Origin of the sequence: Metabacillus sp. Hm71 (genome assembly GCF_051842955.2) — a bacterium.
Lineage (GTDB): Bacteria > Bacillota > Bacilli > Bacillales > Bacillaceae > Metabacillus.
The window spans coordinates 2,131,966-2,155,987 of the sequence record NZ_CM200278.1 but is presented as its reverse complement, the minus strand read 5'-3'; the positions used below and the strand labels follow the sequence as shown (position 1 = coordinate 2,155,987).

Below are 24,022 nucleotides of genomic sequence, written 5' to 3'. Positions count from 1 at the left end.
CCTAAAAGATTCATTATGATATATTAAAGGTTTCTTTTACAAATGCAACAACTTCTTCGGTTGTTGTCATTGCTAACACTTTCTCTTTAAAGCTTTGTGCTTCTGCTTTAGAAAGATCTTTAATTTGTGTACGTGCCGGAAGGATGGATGTAGCACTCATAGAGAACTCATCTAGTCCTAGACCAAGTAATAATGGGATGGCAACTGGATCTCCTGCCATTTCCCCACACATGCCAGCCCATTTTCCTTCCTTATGAGCAGCATCGATCACCATTGAAATTAAGCGAAGAATCGCTGGATTATATGGTTGATATAAGTATGATACACGTTCATTCATACGGTCTGCAGCCATTGTGTATTGAATTAAATCATTTGTTCCAATGCTAAAGAAGTCAACCTCTTTTGCAAATTGATCTGCCATTACTGCTGTTGATGGAATTTCAACCATCATACCAATTTCAATTGAATCAGATATTTGTACACCATTTGCAACTAGCTTTTCTTTTTCTTCTAAAAGAATCGCTTTTGCTTCTCTAAATTCAGAAACTGTAGCAATCATTGGAAACATTATTTTTAGATTTCCGTAACTGCTTGCACGTAATAATGCACGCAATTGCGTACGGAAAATATCTTGTTCTTCTAAACATAAACGAATCGCTCTGAAGCCTAAGAATGGATTCATTTCTTTAGGAAGATTTAAGTACGGAAGCTCCTTGTCACCGCCAATGTCTAGTGTACGAACAACGACCGGCTTTCCTTCCATTCTTTCTAGAACTGTTTTATAAGCATCAAATTGCTCGTCCTCTGTTGGAAGTTGGTCTCTGCCCATGTAAAGGAACTCTGTACGATAAAGGCCGACAGCCTCTCCGCCATTTTCTACTACACCTTTTACATCCTCAGGTGTACCAATATTAGCAGCTAGTTCTACATGCATTCCATCTTTAGATAGGGTTGGCTCATTAACAAGCTTTGCCCACTCTGCTTTTTGTGCTTCATATTTTGCTTTTTTCTCTTCGTATTGAGCAATGACTTCTGGCGCGGGATCGATAATGACATCTCCATCAAGTCCGTCAACAATGACCATTACACCATTTTCAATAGAAGAGGTTGCTTGTTTCGTACCTACGACTGCTGGAATTTCCATTGAGCGAGCCATGATAGCTGAATGTGAAGTACGACCACCAATATCAGTGGTAAATCCTTTTACGTATTGACGATTTAATTGTGCAGTATCAGAAGGTGTCAAGTCTTCAGCAATAATCACTACTTCTTCAGAAATTAAGCTTGGATTTGGAATTTGAACGCCTAGTAAATGTGCGATAACACGTTTCGTCACATCACGAATATCAGCAGCACGCTCTTTCATGTATTCGTTATCCATAGCTTCAAACATTGAAACAAACATATCAGCTGTTTCTTTCATTGCAAATTCAGCATTTACACCCTCAGTGCTAATCTTGTCCTCAACAGGGTTAAGCAGCTCCGGGTCGCTCAAGACGAGTAAATGAGCAGCAAAGATTTCTGCTTTATCCGCGCCTAGTTCACGATTTGCATGTTCTTTAATTTTTTCAAGCTCAGCTTTTGATTGACTAATCGCTTGTTCAAATCGTTGCTTTTCAGCTTCTTTATCTGTGACTTCTATCTTTTCGATCTTAAGTTCTGGTTCCTCCAGGCGGTATGCTTTTGCAATTGCAATACCAGCAGAAGCTCCAATCCCTTTTAGGTTTGCACTCATTATTCGCCAAGCCCTTCTTTTTTCAATGTTTCTTCGATGCCAGCAATTGCATCGTCTGCATCTGAACCAGCTGCAGTGATCTTAATTTGAGATCCTTGAGGAATTCCTAAAGACATAACACCCATGATTGATTTTAGATTAACTGTTTTGCCGTTATATTCTAAGTTAACATCTGCATCATATTTACTAGCTGTTTGAACTAAAACTGTTGCTGGACGTGCGTGAATTCCTGTTTCTGCTGTTACTGTAAATGTTTTTTCTGCCATTTTTCATCAATCTCCTTTTAGTTACATTATTCTACAAAATACTATTTTATCAGTCCCAAATCAAAAAACAAGTTTTATCTTATTGAAAATTCAAATTAATCTTCAATCGAAATGATATTATCATCCTTTGCACTTACCTTGCCTTTAGTTTGTAATTTAATGGATTGACCTTCTTTTAAGTTGGTAAACACAATTGGTGTCATTGTTGTAGGTGCATGTTGTTTCACATAGTCAAGGTCAACTTCAAGTAATTTTTGTCCTTGTTCAACAATGTCACCTTCTTGAACAAATGCTTCAAAGCCTTCACCTTTAAGGTTAACTGTATCTATACCGAAGTGAATTAAAATTTCTTTTCCTCCGTCAGACTGAATACCAATCGCATGTTTGGTTGGGAAAACATTTAAGATTTTACCATTAACTGGTGAAACAACAGTTCCATTATCAGGTAAAATAGCAAACCCGTCTCCCATCATTTTGCCTGAAAATACTTGGTCAGGAACTTCCGTAATGTCTTTCAATTCACCTGTAAGTGGAGATACGAATGTTTCATCTGCCACATCATTTTTCAAGCCATCTGCCACTACATCTTCTACTTGTTCTTGAACTTCTTGAGTTTGAGAGTGTGTTTTTGTTGCTCTTGGCTTTTTACCGGCCATAACATCCTGAATTTGTGTTTTTAGATTATCTGACTTAGGTCCAAAAATGGCTTGAATATTGTTTCCAACTTCTAGTACTCCTGAAGCTCCAAGCTTTTTCAAACGGTTTTTATCAACTTCTTTTGCGTCATTTACTGTTACACGTAAACGTGTGATACATGCATCAAGATGTTTGATATTCTCTTGTCCACCTAATGATTGTAAAATTTGGACTGGTAAATCATCAGAAGCTCCTTTTGTTTCACCTTCATCAGCTGTTTCAACATCTGCAGCTTCACGTCCAGGTGTTGCAAGATTCCATTTGCGTATCGCAAAGCGGAAACCAAAATAGTAAATGACCGCAAGCACTAAACCAACTGGAATCACTAGCCACCAATTTGTTTGCGGGTTCAATACTCCAAATAACAAAAAGTCAATTAATCCCCCTGAGAATGTCATCCCGATTTTTACATCCAATAGATGCATTGTCATAAAGGATAAACCAGCAAAGATAGCATGAATTCCAAATAACACTGGTGCGACAAACAAGAATGAGAATTCAAGAGGTTCTGTAATACCAGTTAAAAAAGAAGTTAATGCAGCAGACCCCATTAAACCAGCTACAATTTTTTTATTTTCAGGTTTTGCCTCATGATAAATCGCTAATGCAGCAGCAGGTAAACCGAACATCATGAATGGGAATTTACCAGTCATAAATGTACCTGCAGTTAAATCCTGTACTCCATCTTTAATTTGGTTAAAGAAAATCGTTTGGTCACCACGGACTGTATCGCCTGCAGCGTTCACATATGAACCAAATTCAAACCAGAACGGGGAATAGAAAATATGATGTAACCCAAATGGAATAAGGGAACGTTCGATCACCCCAAAAATAAATGCTGCTAACGTTCTATTAGCATCCAACAAATTTGTTGAGAATGCATTTAAGCCTGATTGAATAGGCGGCCAAATGAAATACATAATAATCCCAAGAACGACAGCTGAAGCAGCTGTTGCTATTGGTACAAATCGTTTGCCGGCAAAGAAACCTAAATATTGCGGCAATTCAATTGTAAAGAACTTATTGTACATATAGGAAGCTAAAACACCGACAATTATTCCACCGAAAACCCCTGTTTGCAAGGTAGGAATTCCGAGTACATTCCCATATGCAGCACTATTAGCTGCTAAAAATTCTCCTAGTGCAGCTGAATCTGTCGGCATAACACCTAAACCTTTTAAAATACTACTCATCGTAACATTCATGATTAGGTATCCAATTAATGCAGCAATTCCTGCAACCCCATCACCATTAGCAAGACCGATGGCAACACCGACAGCAAATAATACCGGTAAATTTGAGAAAACAATATTACCAGCATTCTCCATAACACTCGCGATTAATACAACCCAATCGCTAGTTAAAAATGGCGCTATTTCAATTAATGTCTCATTTTGCAAAGCATTGCCTAATGCTAATAAAAGACCTGCAGCAGGCAATAAAGCAACCGGCAACATGAGTGCACGTCCAATTTTTTGCAGGACGCCAAATGCATTTTTAAACATGATCGTTAACCTCCATTACTTTTTTAGTGACAACTAGCAGTTAAAAACCATTGAACAAGAGCTTTATAAATTTTTTGACCGTTTACATTAGTACAGATATAAAAAGGTAAAAACAAATAAAAAAGGCATGGTGAACAGAGGTTTATCCGCTAATAGGTATACTTCCCCAAAATAGCAAATAAAAACACATCTTGTTCACTCATGCCTGATCGAATCAGTAACACGTGAAACGCATCGTATCTTCATTTATTTGTTAATCGATATAAATGCATGGTTAAATACACAGCTTCTGCTTCATAGACTGGTTTCTTTAACGCCTGTTGCATCACTTTAATCATTTTCCAAGAGGTATTGTAGCATAGAGGATATTCATTTTTCAACAAAAAAGCTAATTTTTCGGGTTCAGCAACTGTTTCACCTGTATTAACTCTTTCAATCGTGTACCGAAGATGCCGAACCAGCCTTAAATAATTCACACTTTCCCGATCCACTTTTATTTTTAATGAATCCTCAATGACATCTGTTAAACGGCTAATTAACTGAGAATATTGGTTTACTTCTGAAAGCGGTTTATTTGTAATGGAACTATGAATGTGTAAAGCTATAAATCCAATTTCCCCATCGGGCAGCTTGACATTCAGTTTTTTATTAAGGCGTTTAATGACTTCTGTTGCAAGCTGAAATTCAAAAGGATAAAGAGATTTCGTTTCAATTAAAAATGGATTTTTTAAATCCATCCCTTGCTGTAAACGCTTTAACGCAAACGTGATGTGATCTGTTAAGGCAATATGAATATGTTCATTTAACGGATGCTCAACACGATCGGATATATATCGGATCACATCCTGTACCACATCAAGCATATCTTCATCAATATCCGTTAATAGCTTTTTATATTGTTCCTGTTCCTTTTGATTTGTTAACACAAACATTTTTTCAAATCGATTTTCTTCAAGGATGTCGTCTTTCTTTTTACCAAAGCCGATTCCCTTGCCAATTAAAACAACCTCACCAAAAGAATGATGATGGGCAATTAATACATTATTATTTAATGCTTTTTTTATTTGAAAGGACTCCTTCACGAAATCCACAGCTCCTTTTCATTCAATCTTTCTCATCGTACAAGAGTTCACAAAGAACGTCAATGAATTTGTCGCTTTATGTAGAAAAAAATAGCGGAATTATCACTTGACATTTATGATACCAAACCCGAAGCATGATAAAAAACACTTACCTTCAAGCTTTTTTACTATAATGAAAATTGTTATTCGTAAGGATCAAATAAATTGGGAACGATAAACTAGAGGTGAATAAATTATGAAAAAAGCAATAAAGATTATGCTGCTATTTCTTTGCTTTTTCATTTTCGACAAACAGCAAATCAATGCAGAGAATCTGAAAATTAAGGTTTTGGATATTGAAACAAGCAATATCATTAAGGAGATTGAGAGCTCAGAGGAAATAGATGCGGAGATACAAAAGGCAATACGATCAATTAAAAGAGTAACCGTACAAGCAAATCCAATTCCAAAGAAAGGGTATTTAATAAAAATTCCGCTTACAAAATCGATAAAAGTTAAAAACAAATGGTTTGAAGATATTGTAAGTGAGGTTCTGTTGTTATACATTCCCGAAACAAAGAATGAAGGTAAAATTATTCTTTATAATGATGAAAATAATCCCATGTTTTTTGATATTGAATATGTTTTTTCTCCATTATTAAAAAAATTAAATCTTGAATAAGAAAAAGGTTCCCTGCATTCATCATAGAAGTTTGCTGTATCATATTTATCTTTATGCTATAATATATTTAAGTAATGACCGTGGATGTTGCCGCATCCACAGTCTACAGTCAAAATTGGATCTAACGATAATGTTTTATAGACCTGGCCAAGGTCTATTTTTTTTGTGAAAAGGCTAATATAGCTACTATCAATGAAGCAAAACTAAACATAGCGACTAAGCTTTCATAAATGGTCAACAGGCATCACCCCCTTTCACTAGGGGCTTGTTTGATCCATTTGACTGTATCCTTATTGTATCATAAACCGAAACAAGATTGGAACATATGTTCTTATTTAGTTATATCATCCTATCCTTATGAACAATTCAACCCCTCTGATCATTTACCAGGTAACTTTTTAAGTTTGATTTATTCTTGTAATATGCAGCTTAGTTGTTTTGATCCGATCAAGAGTATTATAAGCAATCTTTACTTTTGCAAGTGTCCCTTTAAGGGCTTCTTCATGGTTTGTCTGTGGTGATAGGTACATAACCGAGAAATCGTATAAAGCTCTAGCTAGTAATTCAACTGCTTTTTCCTGTTCACTTCTTCTTTTCTCTTGATGATCTTTAACAGAAAGACGAATGATATCCTCTGTTATTTCTTGAATTAATTTCACCTTTTCCTGCTCAGTCATTACCTTCTCCCCTTTCAAAAGTTAATAATTGAATAAATAAATCCTTTAAAAAATTTCTTTTTATCATCATACGTTTTTAGAGGAAAAAATATGGCAAAACTAGGTAAGGAAAGTAGAAAATATTTCTGCTTTCTTTCATGTAAAAAACCGAACATATTTTCGATGGAATCGCGTATAATAGAATGTATGTTCGCTTATTCTTTTTGTGTTGATGGAGGTGTATTATTTTGAAGCAATATTTTAGATTAAGCCTGGAAAAGCAACTACCAATCGATATTATTTACCATTCAAAAGGAGGAGAGTTTTCACATCGAAAAATCATCGTGAAAAAAATCAGCAACAATAACGTTTTGGCCTACTGTTACTTACGAAACCAAGTTCGCAGCTTTTCTATTGAGCAAATTTTATCTGCAGGGTGGTGTAAAAAAACAAACGTTTCATAAAAAACAAAGATCATGTTAAACTTAAACTTTGTGTTTAAACCTTATTCCCTCACTTTCAATCTAATCTTTTTAAATCTCCCAAACAACAACCATTTCGTAATATCAAGCTGACATTCGTATTCTGTTTTGTCAGCTTTACTAGATCTTACAAACTGTATATTTTTTATGCTAAAGGTTTTGCCATCTGAAAAATGGGTATTAAAAAAGTAGCGCGCTTCTTGGATGAATTTTGTTAACACATCATGACGCTTCTTTACTTTGGCGCGGCCTAGGAGCCGTATTGATATAAGAGAGGTAGGGCTTATATCGTTTATGCGTCAATGTTCTATTGTCTATATCTTGAGCTAAAGAAACTTCACATTAAAATGTACAAATTTTACATAGGTTTACGAAAGATGGGATTGACGAATCAAATATTTGTCAGTTCAATTACAAGATGCAAAAAGAGCTGCTAATAAGGCAGCTCTTTGTCAATTTTTCACTATCTGTTTACTGCTCGATACCCTTCTGCAATGGCTTCAGCTTCTGTACAAAACATTTTTTCAGGCTTTGTTACCTTATAGGAAGGGGAATTCTCAGTATGGAAAATCTTTTCGCCCTTTGAATTAATATTCCCTTTGATCGTACATTCATCTGTCTTATTTTCTGCATGGACAGCTGAGGGATCTTCATTAAAGCCTTGATCTGTGGCATAATTTTCAATACTCCAAATACCAATCCCCTTTGCCATAGCCTGTTTTTGAATCTTATAAAATTTATCAACATATTTTGTATTAGGCTCGAAAACATAGGCAACTCTTGCTAAACCTTTTTCGAGAAGCAATTGATTGACCATTTCATCGTTAACATAAAGGTAAGCCAATAACCTGCCGTATTTATCACGTTCACCAATATCCAGCTCTAATTCTACATCAGCATCATGTAATAACTTTTTTACAAAACTGCTAGCCTCTGGTCCGAATGGTTGGACTTGTTTAGTAGGGTGTACTGTTTCAGGAGTATCTACTAACAATAGCCTGACAGTCTCCTCTTTCCCATTTACAGTTACATGAACAGTGTCGCCGTCAACAACTCTTGTGACATGTGCAGAGATTCGATCAGAACCATTCTCTTTTAATACACAGGCAGTTGTCAAAAATAAGGTGATAACAGCTATCATCCAAATTCTCAAGTTTCGTTTCCCCTCTGGAATAATTTCACTCTTAATTATTTTAGCTTAAGAACAAATGTTACATTTAATTAATCACAGTAAACTCTTTCGTAAATTTTGTTAATACTTCAAAACCATCTTTCGTAATCATTACATCATCTTCAATTCTAACTCCGCCAACGGTTGGTACATAAATTCCTGGTTCAATAGTAAAAACCATGCCTTCTTTCAAAACTTCGTTATTTGTATGACTCATGGATGGATATTCATGAACGTTTATACCTAGGCCATGGCCAAGACGATGCGGAAAGTAGTCACCATATCCAGCATTTGTAATAATTTCTCTTGCAATTAAATCCAAATCGCCGATTCGCTTTCCAGGTTTACTGGCCTGTAAAGCTGCTAATTGTGCTTGCAAAACAGTATCATATATTTGCTTTTGTTTTTCAACATAGGACTTATATACAAACGTTCTCGTAATATCCGAGCAATATCCATCAAGAACCACACCTAGATCAAACAATACAAAGTCACCTTCACTTAACGTTTTTAATCCTGGGTTCCCATGAGGCTGACCTGACTTTTCTCCGAACAATACCATCGTGGAAAAGGACATTTCACGAATACCTTTTTTCTTTAATTCATATTCGATCGCAGCAAGTACTTCCATTTCGGATATCCCTTGTTTTAGTGCATGAACACCTACTTTGACTCCATAGTCCGCTAATTCTGCTGCCTGCCGTAAAATCTCTGCTTCTTTTTCGTCCTTTATAACACGGTGTTCGTTTAACATCTGTTCAATTGATACGATTTCTTCAGACTGAATGATTTGCTGTAAATTCTCAGCTCTACTGTATGAAATTGTTTCAATTTCAACTGCCAACTTCTTAATAGATTTGAGATCACGTTTATCAAGAACATCTTGTATTCGTTCCCAAGGGTTTTCATGATCACCGTAGCCCACAACCTCGTAATTCCATCCAGCTTCCTTCACTTGCCCTGCTTCCATTTGAGGGCAGATGAAAAATGGCTCTTTTTCTTTAAAAAGAAATAAACCCATTAATCGTTCGTGCGGGTCACTATAAAAGTTAGTTAAATAAAAAACATTTTCTTTAGAGTGGATAAAACACATGTCAATCTCCTGCTCTTGCAGCGAATTCATTAACTTTATTAAACGTTTTTCCATTCACCTTTCACTCCTATGCTATTTCACTATAATAACATCATAACAAACCAGATCGATTCTGTGGTACATGATCATTGATATTTGTAACAAGTTTTTAATAATTCTCGTGTACTCTAAATAATTATTTTCCTGTATAATAACTACATACAAATATTCGAACAATAATGATTAAGAAATAAACGAGAATGAAGCTTATACTCTTATTCTAAAAAATTTATTATCATTATTTAATCTTACTTAATTTTTTCTTCCTGCTAAGGAGTTGTTTTCCGTGCTTCATTGGGTAAAACGTCAGCTAGTTCCGATTCTTTGCATAATTGGGGTTCTCTCGCCAATTATTGGTATGTCATTAATTGATCTATATTATTATAGTACAGTGTTCGGTTGGATTATAGGCTTTTGTTGTTTTGTTACTTCCTATATCATCGTTAGCAAAAGACCTGATGATGAAGAAAAAACATCTTCTCCTTCAGCTAGTGAAACTTGACTATAAAGAAAGGGACTGTCTCAAAAAATGAAACAGTCCCTTTAATAAACTAATATAGTAAAATGATCGATCTATTGATTGACAAAGTATGAGCAAGGCACTGACGTTTTTGTTTACCCTCTTAATAAACGAAGACCATTCAAAATAACAAGAATTGTGCTTCCTTCATGACCTATTACACCTAATGGAAGATCAAGTATTTGAATAAAATTCGAGCAAATTAAAAACGCAATGATTGACATCGAAAATACAATATTTTGCTTAACAATTAGATTCATTTTTTTCGATAACGTAAAAGCCTTCGTAAGCTTAGATAATTCATTTTTCATGAGCACAATATCCGCCGTTTCCAAAGCAACATCTGTTCCTTCGCCCATTGCAATTCCTACATCAGATACAGCCAGCGCTGGCGCGTCGTTAATCCCGTCTCCAATCATCGTTACAGTGCCATATTTTTCTTTTAAAGCCTTAATTTCATTTACTTTATCTTCAGGAAGGCACTCTCCAATAAAATAATCAATTTGTAATTCTTTCGAAATTGCTTCTGCTGTAGATTGACTGTCACCTGTTAGCATAACAGTTTTTATGCCATTTCTCTGTAAGGTCTGAAGAGCTACTTTTGCATCCTCCCTAACAGTATCTTTTAATGCTAAAAGACCGACAATTTGATCTTCACGTACAACATAGACAATTGTTTTTCCTTCCTTAGCCAGCTTTCCGCTAACGCCATCACCAAAACTGTCCGCTAGATCTCTGCCAACAAAATCAGCTTTTCCGATTTTCCATTTAACATCATGTAAAACGGCACTTATTCCAAAGCCGGATTTTTCATCCACAGATGCCATATTGGCGATACTCAGCGGAAAATCCTTTTGAATTTTTGCAACGATCGCACGAGCTAATGGGTGATTTGATTGATTTTCAATTGATAAAACTGCTTCATAAAATAAATCGTTATCAACAGAATCTGTAATGATGATATCTGTTACAGTTGGTTCCCCTTTAGTTAATGTACCTGTTTTATCAAATACAACAACCTTTGTTTTACTCAATTGCTCTAAATGTACGCCGCCTTTAAATAACAGACCATTTCTTGCTCCATTTGAGATAGCCGATAAAGTAGCCGGCATAATCGAGGCAACTAAAGCACAAGGGGAAGCAACCACCATTAAGACAAGTGCACGATAAATTGTTTCATTCCAGCTCCAACCAAGTGCAAAATAAGGAAGCACCATCATAATTGCTACAAGAGCTAACACTGCTTTTACATAGGTTCCTTCAAATTTTTCGATAAATTGCTGTGAAGGAGATTTTTCAGATTGAGCCGATTGGACAAGATCCAGGATTTTCTGGAACATTGTTTCGGTACTCTTTTTAGTTACCTTTATGGTTATAGATCCGTTCCCGTTGACAGTTCCGGCAAATACTTCATCATTTATCTCACGTTCAACAGGCATTGATTCACCAGTGATTGCAGATTGGTCAATATTCGTTTTACCAGATAAAATAATACCATCAGCAGGAACACGTTCACCAGGCTTAACTAGAATCGTATCACCGATTTGCAATGAGGAAATATGAACCCTTCGTTCATTGCCATAATGATCAATCACCCATGCCTCTTCAGGCTGCAGACTCATCAAAGCCGATATTTCCCGTTGGCTTTTATTCATCGTATACGTCTCAAGTGCCCCACTTAATGCAAAAATAAAGATTAAAATAGCTCCTTCTGTCCAATAGCCAATAATAGCTGAACCAATGGCCGCAAAAATCATTAACAGCTCAACATTTAGTGTTTTTTCGGAGATTGTTTCCTCAATACCCTCCTTCGCCTTAGCATAGCCGCCAATGACAAATGCCAAAATAAATAAAGGAATCGCAATTGATTGATTTCCGTTGCTCTCAAAAAAACAGCCGAACCCAATAAGCACTCCAGCAATAATGGCATTTATAAGTTCAATATGTTCAGTCCATTTTGAAAAGGTATGATGTTCCGATTGTATAGGATTTGCTAGTTTACTTGCTGTATTTAGTTCCAATTCTCTCACTCCCTCTAATCTAAGAATAAAACTATCTTTCGTATTTACTTACACTTCATGATTAAGCAATATCCACCTAAAATTTTAACTTATATTAATTATTATATATAATAAAGTAATATTTTCAAGTAATAATTATTATAATTATTATTTAATAATTATTATTGATAACGATAACCTTTCTCATTCTTTTTCAAGAGAAATTCATAAATGCTCTTCTTTTCTTTTACCCTTTAGTATAACGTTTAAAGCTTGTAAAGGTTCAAACGCAAAAAGCCAGAGGTGTTAAGGTGAACTGTCTCCCGAATAATGGACACTTATAAAAAAGTCCATTATTCGGGATTTTTTATGTTTTATCATAGAAAACCCGTTATAATCAAAACAAATAGAGAGAACGGGGAACTAATATGAGTAAAATTATTTTTAATGAATTTCAACGTAAACAACTAGAGAACAACCCAAATGTCAATCATGTATCAGACCGGTCGATCTCATACAAACCTGAATTTAAAATTGCTGCCATTAAAGAAAACCAAAATGGCAAAGGGCCAAAAGATATTTTCATTGAATATGGATTTGATCTAGACATAATTGGCCATGAAAAGCCTCTACAATGTTTAAAACGTTGGCGAAAAACTTATGAAAAGTATGGTGAGAAGGTTTTAAAAATGAGCGTCGCGGAAAAGGAAGCACAGGACGTCCATCTTCGAAGGATCTTACATTAGAAGAAAAACTAAAAAAAGCTGAAGCACGTATAGCCTTCTTAGAGATGGAAAACGACTTCTTAAAAAAGTTAGAAGAACTAGAGAGGAAGGCGAAGAAACAAGACTAACATTATCAGAAAAGTTCCAACTAATTGAGGCCACTATTCGTAAACATGGTCTAGTTAGGATGGTTTCCTATCTGTGTGAATTAGCTGCAGTAAAACGCAAAAGTTATTATGCCTGGCTTAAGGCTGAACCTAAGCGTATCGAAAGAGAACGTAAGGATGAACAGGATTTTAAACTTATAAAACAAATCTACGATGAAAAGAATGGTAAATCAGGTGGACGAGATATAAGAATGGTTCTAGAAAATGACTATTTCACTGTGATGAATCTCAAGAAAATCTATCGTATTATGAATAAGTTTAACCTAAGGTCCAAAATTAGAAGGTCAAACCCTTACAAACGAATGGCTCAGGCAACACAAGAACACCGCACTTGTGCTAATATCCTGAATCGAAACTTTGTACATAGTGAGCCTGGTAAAGTGTTACTTACTGACATTACCTATCTTTATTTAGAAAATGGAACACCTGTTTATTTGTCATGTGTTAAAGACGGTTCTACACGCGAAATTTTGGCCTATTATCTCTCGACAACATTGGAAATGAGACTTGTTTATCGAACACTTGATAACTTAATTTCTGCTTTGGACGGAAAACGTTCACCCAGAAGCTATTCTCCATTCTGATCAAGGATTTCACTATACAAATCCAGAATATCGACAGAAGGTTAAGAAACTTGGGTTTATTCAATCAATGTCTCGTAAAGGAAACTGTTGGGATAACGCACCAATTGAATCATTCTTTGGTCATTTAAAAGATGAAATTGACTCCTCTTCATGTCAAACACTCAAACAGCTAAGAGGAGTAATTGAAGAATATATGGTTTACTATAATTCGTATCGATATCAATGGGGATTAAAGAAGATGACCCCGGAACAATACCGGGGCCATCTATTGAGTGCATAAAGGTCTTTTTATAAACTGTCTATTTTTAAGGGTACAGATCAAGGTTCACCCTCTGGCTTTTTCTATTTTTTTATATGTATAATGGTTTCTTTAAGAATAGGAGAAGTTACGGGCCCTAAGATTTTTTTTTGAACAATTCCTTGCTCATCTATGATATAGGTTGTTGGGATTCCGATAATCCTATACAATTGTGAAACTTCGCCCTTTACATCTAATCCAACTCTATAAGGCATGTTAGCATGGCGTATAAATTGAATAACCGCTTGTTTATTCTCTTCAGCTGATGTCACATTTACGCTTAAAAGCTCAACGTTTAATGACTTCATCTCTTCACTGAATTTATTTAGTTCTTCCATTTCTTCTTGGCAATACGTACACCAAGTTGTCCAAAAATTTATAACAACAACCTTGCCTTTAAATTCTGATAAAGATACTGTCCTCCCTTCAACTGTCTTTAATGTGAAATCTATTGCTTGCTTTCCTTCCAGCACAACCTTCTTTTCTGATGCTTTGACAACGTTAGCTGATATAAAAAAATGACAAATTAGCAGACTTAAAAGGAAGCGGATGATCAGATTTTTTTTCATTATATTCACCTTTTTTAATACTATTTATATAACCGTTTAACTTTAGCTTCTGCAAAATAGAGAAATGAAATGCAATTTAACCAAAAATAAACGGTTGCCCATAAAGCTCACCGTTCCCTTTTTTTAATAAATAAATTTTCTTTTCATAAAATAGACACTCACCCCCAGTTTCTTACAGATCGTGACATAATGCATCAACATAAGCAGTACAGCCCCCATATTCATTCCTATTATAATTCCTTTCATATGAAGAAAATCCAATGAACCTAGGACATACATCATCCCAAATGAAATTACATGCGACCAAACTGTATGGTACAGTGCATCCTTAACAAGACCTAATCCAATTAAATAAGCCTGCATCGGAATGATGAAGAAATGAAATAGAAAATACGGCCACAATAATTTTAAATAGAATGAGGCTGAGGTGGATTCGAAAAATAAATGTGTTAAAGGTTCTGCGAAGATATAAATGGCGATAACAGCAATGGTACCATATATAACAGTAATCATCATTGACTGTTTAAGCAACCGTATAAGCCTTGCCATATCATGATTCGCAAATGCCTCAGATACATTAGGAATTAGCATGATCATTAAGGAATGTCCGATAAAGGCTGGAAAAAAGCCGATTGACATTGCAACTCCAGACAGCATTCCATAATGCTCAGTTGCCATGACACTAGTAAACCCCGCACTTATTAACGCAGCTTTAACTAAAAAAGGCTGAATTGCATGTGTAAAAGAATGAAAAAGCCTTAATCCAGTTGTTGGTAATGAGACTGAAAACAGCGCCCTTCTAACATTCCTTCCATTAATATACTTATTAGTTTCTTTTCGTAATAGTTGATACTGAATAAAATATGCAGCCACTAAATATGTACATACGAGAAGCTCACTTGCAATAAGAGTTCCTAGTGCAATGAGCAGCGCTACCTCTAGTTCGAAATTAAAGGTTTGATAGACCCAAAATAAGAGGACAAGCTGTACTGCTTTTTTCAAAAAATTTGAGAATGCGATCTTCCCAATATGCTGTACACCCATAAAATAGCCTCTTGCAAAAGAGGAGAATGAAACAATTGGAATAATTAGGATAAACAACCATTTAACATATGGATGGTATTCCTGAAAAACGGAAATAGAAGGCAATAACAACGCTGATGCGAACATAAAAACAATCGTAAGAAAAAGGGTTAAATGAAAAGAATGCCTTAGCATATGATAATGTGTTTCACGATGCTTCTCAGCAATATACTTTGAAATGGAAATCGGAAGCTCTAAACTAGCAATAATGACAACGAAGAAAATAACAGGAAGGATTGTCATATACAATCCCATACCCTCTTCTCCAAGCTCTCTAGCCAATATCATATTCACAAAAAACTCAAGGCACTCTCCAAAAAACGCTGCTATAACAAGCAATAATGTTCCTTTTACAAAAGTATTCATGATGTCGTCCCCTCATTTTAAACTAGTCCACTATTAAAGAATATGAGACAAGGCATCAAATTATTATTGAATTTAATAGCAATAAAAATGCTTTTTCATGCTAATCAATGACTCCTGTTTCCGAAATAAGAACATCTGCTTTGACATCAACGTTTAAATCTTTAATTTCTTCTCTCCAATTTGAAATATCGAAATCTCTTGATTGTGACCGGATGTCATCTCCAATACCAAGAGGGTCAATCTGTAGTTCCTTAAATTTGTCAATAAGGGCCAATGATTCTTTTTCAATTTCGTCCTTAAATGCTTTTTCTGCCTTCTTAATAACCTCTTGGGTTATTTTTCTCCCCGTGTACTCATTTATATAACCCTCGACATGTGCTGAAATTTCTACCTTAAGGGGATTGAGTGAAATCAAATTTAATTTTCTTGAAGATGAAATACTTCTTATTCCAGCTTTTTCTTTTGAATCAGGGATATTTAATGTATACGAACCCTTTGAATATTGGTCTGCAAGAATCTTAAAGAAAAGCAATTTTTCATTTGATATTTCTCCAACCAACTTAACATCATCAAATAATGCTAACCCGTCAATTAAAACATCCTTACCTTTTTTTGAAAGAATTGGTAAAAACGGATCTTGTCCCTTTGAATAATATTGATATAAAAATAAATGCAAATTAGACTTTGGCAAATCACGGTGAAGATTATTATGGAGGATTAAACTTGATAAAAACCTGGACGCTCCTTGTGTGCCAAAGTCCGCTTCCAAAACGCTTTTCGCTTCATCACGTGTAACAGCAAGCAAAAGCCGCTCGCTAATCGAAGCATCACGTTGCAGCGTATCTACCAGATCGGTTATCCCTGATCTTGATAAGGCTTCACCAAATAAAACAACCTGAAGCTTTCCGAGTACTAGAGGATCCGGTGATTTCTTTTGCATGTCTGAAAGGATATCTCTGCTTAGTTCCGAACTTTCAACAAGTTGATAATCTTGTACAGGCTGATCTTTTAAATAAGTATTAATAATCGCTGTTCCCCTAATTTTATCTTTTTCAATTTTATCAAAACCAGTAACAGTAACAAGGTTTACATCATCAATAATTTCCTGCTCTACACAACCTGTTAGAAACAAAACAACCAGAATGATAAGCGGGAACATTTTTTTCATTAACTTTTCTCCTTTGCTTTACGAATTTTTCGTATAATCAATGATAGAAAGAAGATAATTGGAATATAAGCAAATATGATATAAAACCCAACTTGACCGACAATATCATTAACAAAGCTTATTTCTCTGCGTGTTTCTGATAAATTCACAAAAATATAAGCTAGAATTAATACAATTATTTGCGAGAATTTTTGCTTAATAGCAAAAGCATCCTTTAAACATCTGCTCGCAGACCAAATGGTTAAACAGACATTAGGCAAAATAACCAAACTCCAATTCGCGATACCGATATATTCAAAACGCTCAACAAATGGCAATTCGATAATTTTCCAAATTGTTAATGTTGCCCAAACATTTTTTCCGAGCTGTTCTTCACTAAAATAAATAATCGTGATAATGCAGATAAAGGTGTATATTAATGTACTAAAAGCAACGGCCATATGAGCCCACTTTTTTGATTTATTATTATTTTTAAGAAAAGGATAATAAACAAGCAACGCTTCAAAACCGATAATTGTCAATGACATGTTCTTTGTTGACATGGCAATATCTTTAATTGAATGATCCATTATTGGAAGTAGATTTTTTATCTCCGAGAACTGAAGAGGAAATAAGAAGGTTAACAATAAATAGAGCGGCAGTACAACCCCAAAAAAACTTATTCCTGCTACCACACGGAACCCTCCGCTTATTACATAGAAAACCAACAATAAAAAAATGAAAGAAAACACCCAAACATTTAAATCCGGAAACATCCATACCTCAACGATTTCGACATAGGTTCTTAAAACGGTGATCGCCATTAAGATAAAATATAATGATAAAAAAATGCTAAGGAATCCTCCGACCCATTTTCCGAAAAGCTCCTGATGAACGGAAACTATATTGCCGTCTGATTCCTGTAGAATCCGATAAATCATCCACAATGAAACATGAACAAGAATCCCAGACACAATGACAGCTATCCATGCATCCCGACCAGAATCTTCCGCAATAACCCGTTGAAATCCTAATACACCAACTCCAAATTGCACAGAATGAATTAAATAAAACACTAAAAAATGAGAAACCTGGAACCTCTCTGCTATTTTTATCATGGAATCATCACCTCAGTTACTCATCGATGTCTCTGTTCCTTGTCGCATTTGCTTTTGAAAAGCGTTTAGGGTTATTTGTTCGCAATTGCTGTGGTCGCTTAGACATCAATGAAAAGGGGAGCCGTATAAGGGCATCCTTCATATCAATTGATCTAGGAGGATAAATTGGTTCTAAAAAAGGTCTACCTAACGAGGTTAGCCTTAATAAATGGGTTGTTAAAAAACTAAAACAGATAACGATGCCAACTAAACCAAACCATTGTGCTAATATTAAAAATGGAAACCTAAGCATCCTGATCGTATTACCCATCGCATAAATTGGTGTCGTAAATGAAGCTAGTGCAGATAAAGCAACAATTATCAGCAGAATATTACTTGTTAACCCAGCTTCAACTGATGCTGTCCCGATTACGATCCCTCCAACGATACCGATTGTCTGACCGACCTTCGTTGGCAACCTTGCTCCAGCCTCTCTTAATAATTCAATAGTCAATTCCAAGAACAGAGCTTCTAAAATTGGCGGTAACGGGACATCTCTGCGAGAGGAAATTAATGTATTTAATAAATCACTTGGTATTAACTCATAATGATAGGTTAGAGCTGCCACATAAACTGGTGTCACCAAAATTGAGAATGCAACGGCAAAGAGTCTGATTAGCCTAAAAAAAGAGGCGGTTAGCCAATTATAAAAGTAGTCATCAAATGCTGAAAAAAACTCAACAAGAGTTGTGGGTCCAATTAATACATGTGGTGAACCATCAACAATAATTCCTACTTTCCCTTCTGCTAAGATTGAAGCAACACGATCCGGCCGTTCAGTATCTAAGAGCTGTGGAAAAGGGGAATTATGATCATCTGAAATCATCTGGGTTATGAATGAACTATCACTGATTTGGTCAAATTGAATATCTTTAATACGCTGTATGACAGTATGGACGTTCTCTTCATTACAAACACCTTCAACATATAATACCGCAAGCTTTGTATTCGATAGATCTCCAATTTTCATTTCGAATATTCGAAGCTTATCATTTGTCACTCTTTTACGAATAAGGTTAATATTGGACTCAATCGATTCAACGAATGCTTCTTTAGGACCAACAACACTAAATTCTACTTCTGGCAGGGATACGTCACGGGCCTTGTTAAGGGTCGCCTTAACTAGCAAGCTCGGAATTCCATATTCGGACAGGCTGATCAATACATACCCATCGAGAAGCTTTTCCTTAATAACATCTGTATCAATTGTAATGATAATGTTTTCAATCGGGATCCCTTTTTTTAATTCATCTAACGTATTCCAGCTATCACTTTTTAGAATAGGCATGATTAATTTTTGAAGAGTTTGCATGTCTACCAATGTTCTTATATATGAGACCCAGTACACAAGCCGATTTGTTCGTTCTTCAAATTGAATGAAGTCAGATGAAGTTCGAAACCGGGCAATCACTTTAGCTAATGAAGGTTTGTTTTTCCCACTCTCATACCTCATGTTGTTCATGACATCCACCACACGCTTTTCGTTTTCTCTGGGAATAGTATTCGTTTTGTTCACTTTTAGTGTTCTGCTATTTTTCATATCATGCCACTAATGAATGGAATTATGCACCATTAGAGGAAAAGTTAAATTAGGGTTAAAGGGTAAATTATTCTGCAAAAAAATAAGAGGTCGTCTCGAAACGAAAGGATTGGACCTTTCAGAGACAGCCTCTTATTTAATATTCTTTCTATTTATTTTGCAAATCGATGCTTGCCAATTGTAACAGTCACTTCACGTGTAGTGATCCATGGGCTTTTTGCTGTTACAGGATTGTAAAAATACAATGAACCATTCCCCATGCCACGGAATGCTAATGCTTCCTGAACGGCTTCTTTTGCTTCAGCATCAGCTGGTTGATTAATCGTACCATTTTGTACAGGTGTAAAAGCATAATAGCCTTGATCTACTTGATAAATGACACTTTTAATATCATTTGGGAACAATGAGCTATCAACTCGATTTAAAACAACAGAGGCAACAGCAACCTTACCTGCATATGGTTCGCCTTTTGCTTCCGCATGTACAAGACGCGCTAATAAGTCTCTCTCCTCTGCAGTAATCGATTGAGGAATCGTTAATTTTTCTCCGGCATATAATAAATCAGAAGACTTCTGATTAACAGATTTTAACGATTTTACAGATACTCCATACTTTTTTCCAATTAACCATAACGTATCACCTGTTTGAACTTGATGTGTTGTTGCAGCATTAGCTTTTGATTTTGGTACTGTCATCGCAGTAAGCGATAAAGCTAATGTTGAAACAGCAACAAGTTTTAAAATTGTCTTTCTCATGTTTTAGTATCCTCCTACTGATCTCCTTATTTTGAAATTTGGGACTTGCACATGAACTAGACTAACAGGTTTTAAGATCTAAAACACCCCTCAATTTCTGGAAACGATTCCAATAGTTTAATGGCCTGCTACGGTCATAAAATGAGCTAGAATCATTAGGGTATCGAAAAATTTTAAAAAAGCGGAGGTTAGATTAACTAACTTCTCGGCTCTTGCAAATAACGGTAAATAACACTTCCTCCTTGTTGAGCAATTCCCCGAAAATGTTTAAAATCTTCTCGATTAACAAGAACGGTTCGAAATGACAAAAACTGCTCCTTTGTTACAAGGTATTCATGTAATTCACCATCCTTAAGCTTATCTAATATCTCGTGAATCGTTTGTTCATCCATGGTAATACCTCCACCTGCCCTATAAATTTCATCTATAGTTTACTAGAAGGAAGATCTATATGTCTAATTTTTCGAATAGATTCCTATTCCCTAAGCCTGCAGCCAGATTTCCAACTGTGAAACGTTTTGTTTTGTATCCCTAGTGAATAGGATTGTTCATGCTTCCCTTGATTCCTTTCAATTTTGCCCAAAATCACTAATGTCGATTCTTAAGTAATCTTCCATGATCTGTAAAGTTTTTTCCTGTAATTAGAGTGAAAGGCTTTACTTACAAAGAGAAATAGTGTTAAATAATGCTAATAGAAAGTTTCTAGCAATAGTAAGTGCCTATGGCTCAAGGCGCAGCAATAACTTAGATTGATTAGTGTAGGACATACAGAGATTCTGATCGTCGAAGAATATGTAAAGGAGCGAGGCAATGAAGATCGCTAAAGTAGGAAGCATTATTGAATTTAAAGAAGGTTTAACAGGTGTTGTTGAAAAGGTAAATGAAAATTCCGTAATTGTTGACTTAACGTATATGGAAAATTTCAGAGAATTAGATCTTGATAGACGCACCGTTGTCAATCACAAAAACTATAAAATTGTAAAAGAGTCTTTCTCTTAATATAAGACAAAAAAGGGTCAGCCGCCCGCAAACACTACGGATCATCACTGTGTTAGCGGGTGGCCGACCCTTTGATCTTGAAATTACTTAACGATTATCAATTTTTTCAGGATACAAGTCATGGTTCATTAAGCGGTATGCCGCCATTTCCTCGTATTTTGTTCCTGGTTTTCCATAGTTTGTATAAGGATCAATGGAAATCCCGCCGCGTGGGGTAAATTTCCCCCATACTTCAATATAGCGGGGATCCATTAGCTCTATAAGATCATTCATAATAATGTTCATACAATCCTCATGAAAATCTCCGTGGTTTCGAAAACTAAATAAATATAATTTTAATGATTTGCTTTCAACCATTTTAATATCAGGAATGTAGCTGATATATATTGTGGCAAAGTCTGGTTGATTGGTAATCGGGCATAAAGATGTGAATTCAGGACAATTAAATTTTACAAAATAATCACGATTAGGGTGCTTATTTTCAAAAGTTTCTAAAACTTGTGGTGAATATTCAAATAGATATTTTACTCCTTGATTCCCAAGCAGTGTTACATCCTTCATCTCTTCTTGTTTTCTTCCAGCCATGTCTTTCCCTCTTTTCATCGATTATACACCGCGCTTATTGCCCCAGACTAATGTATGCAATTGAGGCAACACACGAACATGATTTAATTCAGAATCAGCAACCACTTGATCAATTAGCCATTCATATTTTTCTAATAAAGACTGTACTAATCGATTTGTGTCTGATGCGAAAACATCTTCATTTCCTACTTGTAAATAAAACGAAATCTCCGGATATCGCAAGTGAATATTCTTTGCAAAACGTAAATCTTCTTGATCAAATACAACAACCTTGAGGCTGATAAATTGTTTTTTATTTGCATTTATTAATGTATGAATAATCTCATCCAGCTTTGCAAAATCAGTTTTCATACCAGAGCTTGGCGGCTTGGGAGAAATTGTCAAATCATCAATTTCCTTCAGCCAATCCTGATATTTACTGCCTTGTGTTTCAATCGCAACCTTTTTTCCATTCTCTTTTAGCAATGAAATAAGCTCATGTAAATTTGTTAATAGTGCCGGATTGCCTCCTGAAATCGTGACATGCGAGAAACGATCTCCTCCTAGCTCCACTAACTCTGCCCAAATTTCATCCGCCGTCATTTGACGGATTTCATCCTTAGCAGTGCCATCCCATGTAAAGGCCGAATCACACCAACTGCATGAATAATCACAGCCTGCTGTACGAACAAACATCGTTTTTTGCCCAATCACCATTCCCTCACCTTGAATAGTTGGGCCAAATATTTCTAATACAGGGATTTTTTTCAATGTTGTTCCTCCTTCAGCTTAGGACGAAATACGACATAGCTTGTAGGTGTCTCCCTGACAAAAACTTGAACACATTTTGGTTTATTTGGTTTTGTATCAAGCTCCTTTTGAATCACTTCCCAAATCGCCCGTGCTACCCCTTCGGTTGTCGGGAAATAATCCGGATTTTCGTCCGAGAATAAATCAGTATGATCATTTAAGAGCGAATGATCAAAACGGTCATGAATCAGCTTTTTCAAACTTGCAAAGTTCACTAAAAAGCCGGAGTCATCTAGGTCATCACCAGCAATCGTTATATTAACAAAATAAGTATGTCCGTGCACCTTTTGACATTTTCCTGCATCTTCATGCGGAATAAAATGCGCTGCTGCAATATGCATATCTTTATTTAATTCAAATTGATAAGAATGCTGTACTTGAGGATAGATTTGTTGAATCATCGGACATCCGCACCTTTTTCAAGTAAATAATCATCCAAGCCTTTTTTTCTTAATTTACATGCCGGACATTCACCACATCCATCAGCAATCACACCGTTATAACAGGTTAAGGTTTTCTTTTGCACATAGTCAAGTGCACCAAGTTCATCTGCTAACTTCCATGTTTCCGCCTTGTTAATCCACATTAATGGAGTATGAATAACAAACGGCTTATCTAAAGCTAGGTTTAAGGTAACATTACATGATTTAACAAATGCATCCCTGCAATCCGGATATCCGCTAAAATCCGTTTCACATACACCTGTTACAATATGTTTCGCACCAATTTGATCAGCCAAAATTGTCGCAAAGGATAAGAATAAGAGGTTTCTTCCTGGGACGAAAGTGGACGGCAGCTCTCCATCCCTATGCTCGATCTCAATATCTGCTCTTGTTAATGCATTTGGTGCAAGCTGATTTAATAAAGACATATCTAAAATATGATGCTTTACGTTAAGCTCTTCTGCAATTGACTTCGCCACTTCAATTTCTAAGCTATGACGCTGATTATAATTAAAGGTCACCGCGATAACCTCTTCAAATTTCTTTAAGGCCCAAAATAGACATGTTGTACTATCTTGTCCCCCGCTAAATACAACAACTGCCTTCTCATGTTTCATTTAAAACGTTCCCTTCTTACTTAATAAAGAAATAAAGAAAACTTGACTTGCGCCAAGCATTAAAGCGCCGGCGATTGCCTAGTTTCTCTGATACTTTAAGCTTAAAATTGTCCTCTACGTCGAACTTTCATCTTTGTTGAAATTTATACTTTTAAAATATAAAAAAACACCTGCGAAAATAATTCGAGGTGCCTAGCACTTTTTTCTATAATAAAACTACAATAAGGATCTATTAGTTTTTTATAGAGGGTTTTGCTAGAACCTCTCCCGATTCTAAAAAGACTAAATCGGA

The 24,022-nt window shown here is 35.7% G+C and carries 24 protein-coding genes and 1 pseudogene; 5 read left to right on the top strand and 20 right to left on the bottom strand.

The genetic code is table 11. The features are described from left to right. Positions 1 to 13: 13 nt before the first annotated feature. From ptsP to glcT, 4 genes are all read right to left on the bottom strand, one after another. Complete coding sequence (gene ptsP / locus ACSVDH_RS10135; protein WP_439249338.1) at positions 14 to 1,735, bottom strand: phosphoenolpyruvate--protein phosphotransferase; 1,722 nt, start codon at positions 1,733 to 1,735, stop codon at positions 14 to 16. Continuing rightward, positions 1,735 to 2,001 carry a phosphocarrier protein HPr gene (locus tag ACSVDH_RS10130; protein ID WP_046511491.1) on the bottom strand — a complete coding sequence of 89 codons (267 nt, stop codon included), beginning with the start codon at positions 1,999 to 2,001 and terminating at the stop codon, positions 1,735 to 1,737. The genes ptsP and ACSVDH_RS10130 overlap by 1 nt, the downstream gene beginning before the upstream one ends. 95 nt (positions 2,002 to 2,096) lie before the next feature. Beyond that, positions 2,097 to 4,202: a glucose-specific PTS transporter subunit IIBC gene (ptsG, locus tag ACSVDH_RS10125; RefSeq protein ID WP_439249337.1), complete on the bottom strand. Its 2,106-nt coding sequence runs from the start codon at positions 4,200 to 4,202 to the stop codon at positions 2,097 to 2,099. A gap of 242 nt (positions 4,203 to 4,444) precedes the next feature. Beyond that, entirely contained in the window at positions 4,445 to 5,284 is an 840-nt protein-coding gene (glcT, locus tag ACSVDH_RS10120; protein WP_439249336.1) for a glucose PTS transporter transcription antiterminator GlcT, read from the bottom strand. 235 nt (positions 5,285 to 5,519) lie between these two features. On the opposite strand from glcT, the gene ACSVDH_RS10115 reads away from it, so the two are divergent. Continuing rightward, on the top strand, positions 5,520 to 5,945 hold the full coding sequence (locus tag ACSVDH_RS10115; protein WP_299092951.1) for a hypothetical protein: 426 nt from the start codon (positions 5,520 to 5,522) through the stop codon (positions 5,943 to 5,945). A 154-nt stretch (positions 5,946 to 6,099) separates the two neighbouring features. On the opposite strand, the gene ACSVDH_RS10110 is transcribed toward ACSVDH_RS10115, so the two are convergent. After that, positions 6,100 to 6,183, bottom strand: a complete 84-nt coding sequence (locus tag ACSVDH_RS10110) for a putative holin-like toxin (protein ID WP_366945230.1) — start codon at positions 6,181 to 6,183, stop codon at positions 6,100 to 6,102. A 160-nt stretch (positions 6,184 to 6,343) separates the two neighbouring features. Further along, a complete protein-coding gene (locus ACSVDH_RS10105) occupies positions 6,344 to 6,622 on the bottom strand; it encodes a hypothetical protein (protein ID WP_439249335.1) in 279 nt (92 codons plus the stop codon). Positions 6,623 to 6,849: 227 nt separating this feature from the next. Here ACSVDH_RS10105 and ACSVDH_RS10100 point away from each other — a divergent pair, with 227 nt between their 5' ends. After that, positions 6,850 to 7,065 (top strand): hypothetical protein, encoded by a 216-nt coding sequence (locus tag ACSVDH_RS10100; protein ID WP_299092949.1) that lies wholly within the window; start codon positions 6,850 to 6,852, stop codon positions 7,063 to 7,065. Between the two features lie 481 nt (positions 7,066 to 7,546). On the opposite strand, the gene ACSVDH_RS10095 is transcribed toward ACSVDH_RS10100, so the two are convergent. Next, entirely contained in the window at positions 7,547 to 8,236 is a 690-nt protein-coding gene (locus ACSVDH_RS10095; protein WP_439249334.1) for a thermonuclease family protein, read from the bottom strand. A 64-nt stretch (positions 8,237 to 8,300) separates the two neighbouring features. Further along, positions 8,301 to 9,401: a M24 family metallopeptidase gene (locus ACSVDH_RS10090; protein WP_439249333.1), complete on the bottom strand. Its 1,101-nt coding sequence runs from the start codon at positions 9,399 to 9,401 to the stop codon at positions 8,301 to 8,303. Between the two features lie 271 nt (positions 9,402 to 9,672). Here ACSVDH_RS10090 and ACSVDH_RS10085 point away from each other — a divergent pair, with 271 nt between their 5' ends. Continuing rightward, positions 9,673 to 9,888, top strand: a complete 216-nt coding sequence (locus ACSVDH_RS10085; protein ID WP_299092944.1) for a hypothetical protein — start codon at positions 9,673 to 9,675, stop codon at positions 9,886 to 9,888. A 113-nt stretch (positions 9,889 to 10,001) separates the two neighbouring features. Here ACSVDH_RS10085 and ACSVDH_RS10080 read toward each other — a convergent pair whose 3' ends face one another. After that, entirely contained in the window at positions 10,002 to 11,891 is a 1,890-nt protein-coding gene (locus ACSVDH_RS10080; RefSeq protein ID WP_439249789.1) for a heavy metal translocating P-type ATPase, read from the bottom strand. Between the two features lie 443 nt (positions 11,892 to 12,334). Between ACSVDH_RS10080 and ACSVDH_RS10075 the strand changes: the two are divergent. Further along, positions 12,335 to 13,662, top strand: a pseudogene (locus tag ACSVDH_RS10075) (IS3 family transposase). 62 nt (positions 13,663 to 13,724) lie between these two features. On the opposite strand, the gene ACSVDH_RS10070 reads toward ACSVDH_RS10075, so the two are convergent. The 7 genes from ACSVDH_RS10070 to ykzS all read right to left on the bottom strand — a co-directional run bounded on the left by ACSVDH_RS10070 (position 13,725) and on the right by ykzS (position 20,689). After that, positions 13,725 to 14,249 (bottom strand): TlpA disulfide reductase family protein, encoded by a 525-nt coding sequence (locus tag ACSVDH_RS10070; RefSeq protein ID WP_439249332.1) that lies wholly within the window; start codon positions 14,247 to 14,249, stop codon positions 13,725 to 13,727. Positions 14,250 to 14,372: 123 nt separating this feature from the next. Further along, entirely contained in the window at positions 14,373 to 15,698 is a 1,326-nt protein-coding gene (locus tag ACSVDH_RS10065) for a polysaccharide biosynthesis protein (RefSeq protein WP_439249331.1), read from the bottom strand. A gap of 100 nt (positions 15,699 to 15,798) precedes the next feature. After that, a complete protein-coding gene (locus ACSVDH_RS10060; RefSeq protein ID WP_439249330.1) occupies positions 15,799 to 16,866 on the bottom strand; it encodes a Ger(x)C family spore germination protein in 1,068 nt (355 codons plus the stop codon). Beyond that, positions 16,866 to 17,963 (bottom strand): GerAB/ArcD/ProY family transporter, encoded by a 1,098-nt coding sequence (locus ACSVDH_RS10055; RefSeq protein ID WP_439249329.1) that lies wholly within the window; start codon positions 17,961 to 17,963, stop codon positions 16,866 to 16,868. The genes ACSVDH_RS10060 and ACSVDH_RS10055 overlap by 1 nt, the downstream gene beginning before the upstream one ends. Before the next feature lie 16 nt (positions 17,964 to 17,979). Further along, positions 17,980 to 19,464, bottom strand: coding sequence for a spore germination protein (locus tag ACSVDH_RS10050; RefSeq protein ID WP_439249788.1), 1,485 nt, complete (start codon positions 19,462 to 19,464; stop codon positions 17,980 to 17,982). 230 nt (positions 19,465 to 19,694) lie between these two features. Then, positions 19,695 to 20,237, bottom strand: a complete 543-nt coding sequence (locus ACSVDH_RS10045) for a cell wall hydrolase (RefSeq protein ID WP_439249787.1) — start codon at positions 20,235 to 20,237, stop codon at positions 19,695 to 19,697. A gap of 257 nt (positions 20,238 to 20,494) precedes the next feature. After that, the gene (gene ykzS, locus ACSVDH_RS10040) at positions 20,495 to 20,689 is read right to left on the bottom strand and encodes a protein YkzS (protein WP_439249328.1); all 195 of its coding nucleotides are present in this window, start codon (positions 20,687 to 20,689) and stop codon (positions 20,495 to 20,497) included. Between the two features lie 418 nt (positions 20,690 to 21,107). On the opposite strand from ykzS, the gene ACSVDH_RS10035 reads away from it, so the two are divergent. Beyond that, complete coding sequence (locus ACSVDH_RS10035) at positions 21,108 to 21,296, top strand: YkvS family protein (RefSeq protein WP_299092938.1); 189 nt, start codon at positions 21,108 to 21,110, stop codon at positions 21,294 to 21,296. A gap of 87 nt (positions 21,297 to 21,383) precedes the next feature. Here the strand turns inward: ACSVDH_RS10035 and queF are convergent, their stop codons facing one another. The 4 genes from queF to queC are packed head-to-tail and all read right to left on the bottom strand — an operon-like array spanning position 21,384 to position 23,730. Further along, complete coding sequence (gene queF, locus ACSVDH_RS10030) at positions 21,384 to 21,881, bottom strand: preQ(1) synthase (RefSeq protein WP_299092937.1); 498 nt, start codon at positions 21,879 to 21,881, stop codon at positions 21,384 to 21,386. Between the two features lie 21 nt (positions 21,882 to 21,902). Beyond that, positions 21,903 to 22,631, bottom strand: a complete 729-nt coding sequence (gene queE, locus ACSVDH_RS10025) for a 7-carboxy-7-deazaguanine synthase QueE (protein WP_439249327.1) — start codon at positions 22,629 to 22,631, stop codon at positions 21,903 to 21,905. Beyond that, positions 22,628 to 23,071, bottom strand: a complete 444-nt coding sequence (queD, locus tag ACSVDH_RS10020; protein ID WP_299092935.1) for a 6-carboxytetrahydropterin synthase QueD — start codon at positions 23,069 to 23,071, stop codon at positions 22,628 to 22,630. The genes queE and queD overlap by 4 nt, the downstream gene beginning before the upstream one ends. Further along, entirely contained in the window at positions 23,068 to 23,730 is a 663-nt protein-coding gene (gene queC / locus ACSVDH_RS10015) for a 7-cyano-7-deazaguanine synthase QueC (RefSeq protein ID WP_439249326.1), read from the bottom strand. The genes queD and queC overlap by 4 nt, the downstream gene beginning before the upstream one ends. Between the last annotated feature and the right edge of the window lie 292 nt (positions 23,731 to 24,022).

Excerpts from the sequence above, each read along its gene's own strand:
- ptsP (WP_439249338.1), bottom strand. The coding sequence starts at position 1,735 with ATGAGTGCAAACCTAAAAGGGATTGGAGCTTCTGCTGGTATTGCAATT.
- ACSVDH_RS10130 (WP_046511491.1), bottom strand. The coding sequence starts at position 2,001 with ATGGCAGAAAAAACATTTACAGTAACAGCAGAAACAGGAATTCACGCA.
- ptsG (WP_439249337.1), bottom strand. The coding sequence starts at position 4,202 with ATGTTTAAAAATGCATTTGGCGTCCTGCAAAAAATTGGACGTGCACTC.
- ACSVDH_RS10115 (WP_299092951.1), top strand. The coding sequence starts at position 5,520 with ATGAAAAAAGCAATAAAGATTATGCTGCTATTTCTTTGCTTTTTCATT.
- ACSVDH_RS10105 (WP_439249335.1), bottom strand. The coding sequence starts at position 6,622 with ATGACTGAGCAGGAAAAGGTGAAATTAATTCAAGAAATAACAGAGGAT.
- ACSVDH_RS10090 (WP_439249333.1), bottom strand. The coding sequence starts at position 9,401 with ATGGAAAAACGTTTAATAAAGTTAATGAATTCGCTGCAAGAGCAGGAG.
- ACSVDH_RS10070 (WP_439249332.1), bottom strand. The coding sequence starts at position 14,249 with ATGAAAAAAAATCTGATCATCCGCTTCCTTTTAAGTCTGCTAATTTGT.
- ACSVDH_RS10065 (WP_439249331.1), bottom strand. The coding sequence starts at position 15,698 with ATGAATACTTTTGTAAAAGGAACATTATTGCTTGTTATAGCAGCGTTT.
- ACSVDH_RS10060 (WP_439249330.1), bottom strand. The coding sequence starts at position 16,866 with ATGAAAAAAATGTTCCCGCTTATCATTCTGGTTGTTTTGTTTCTAACA.
- ACSVDH_RS10055 (WP_439249329.1), bottom strand. The coding sequence starts at position 17,963 with ATGATAAAAATAGCAGAGAGGTTCCAGGTTTCTCATTTTTTAGTGTTT.
- ACSVDH_RS10050 (WP_439249788.1), bottom strand. The coding sequence starts at position 19,464 with ATGAACAACATGAGGTATGAGAGTGGGAAAAACAAACCTTCATTAGCT.
- ACSVDH_RS10045 (WP_439249787.1), bottom strand. The coding sequence starts at position 20,237 with ATGACAGTACCAAAATCAAAAGCTAATGCTGCAACAACACATCAAGTT.
- ykzS (WP_439249328.1), bottom strand. The coding sequence starts at position 20,689 with ATGGATGAACAAACGATTCACGAGATATTAGATAAGCTTAAGGATGGT.
- ACSVDH_RS10035 (WP_299092938.1), top strand. The coding sequence starts at position 21,108 with ATGAAGATCGCTAAAGTAGGAAGCATTATTGAATTTAAAGAAGGTTTA.
- queF (WP_299092937.1), bottom strand. The coding sequence starts at position 21,881 with ATGGCTGGAAGAAAACAAGAAGAGATGAAGGATGTAACACTGCTTGGG.
- queD (WP_299092935.1), bottom strand. The coding sequence starts at position 23,071 with ATGATTCAACAAATCTATCCTCAAGTACAGCATTCTTATCAATTTGAA.
- queC (WP_439249326.1), bottom strand. The coding sequence starts at position 23,730 with ATGAAACATGAGAAGGCAGTTGTTGTATTTAGCGGGGGACAAGATAGT.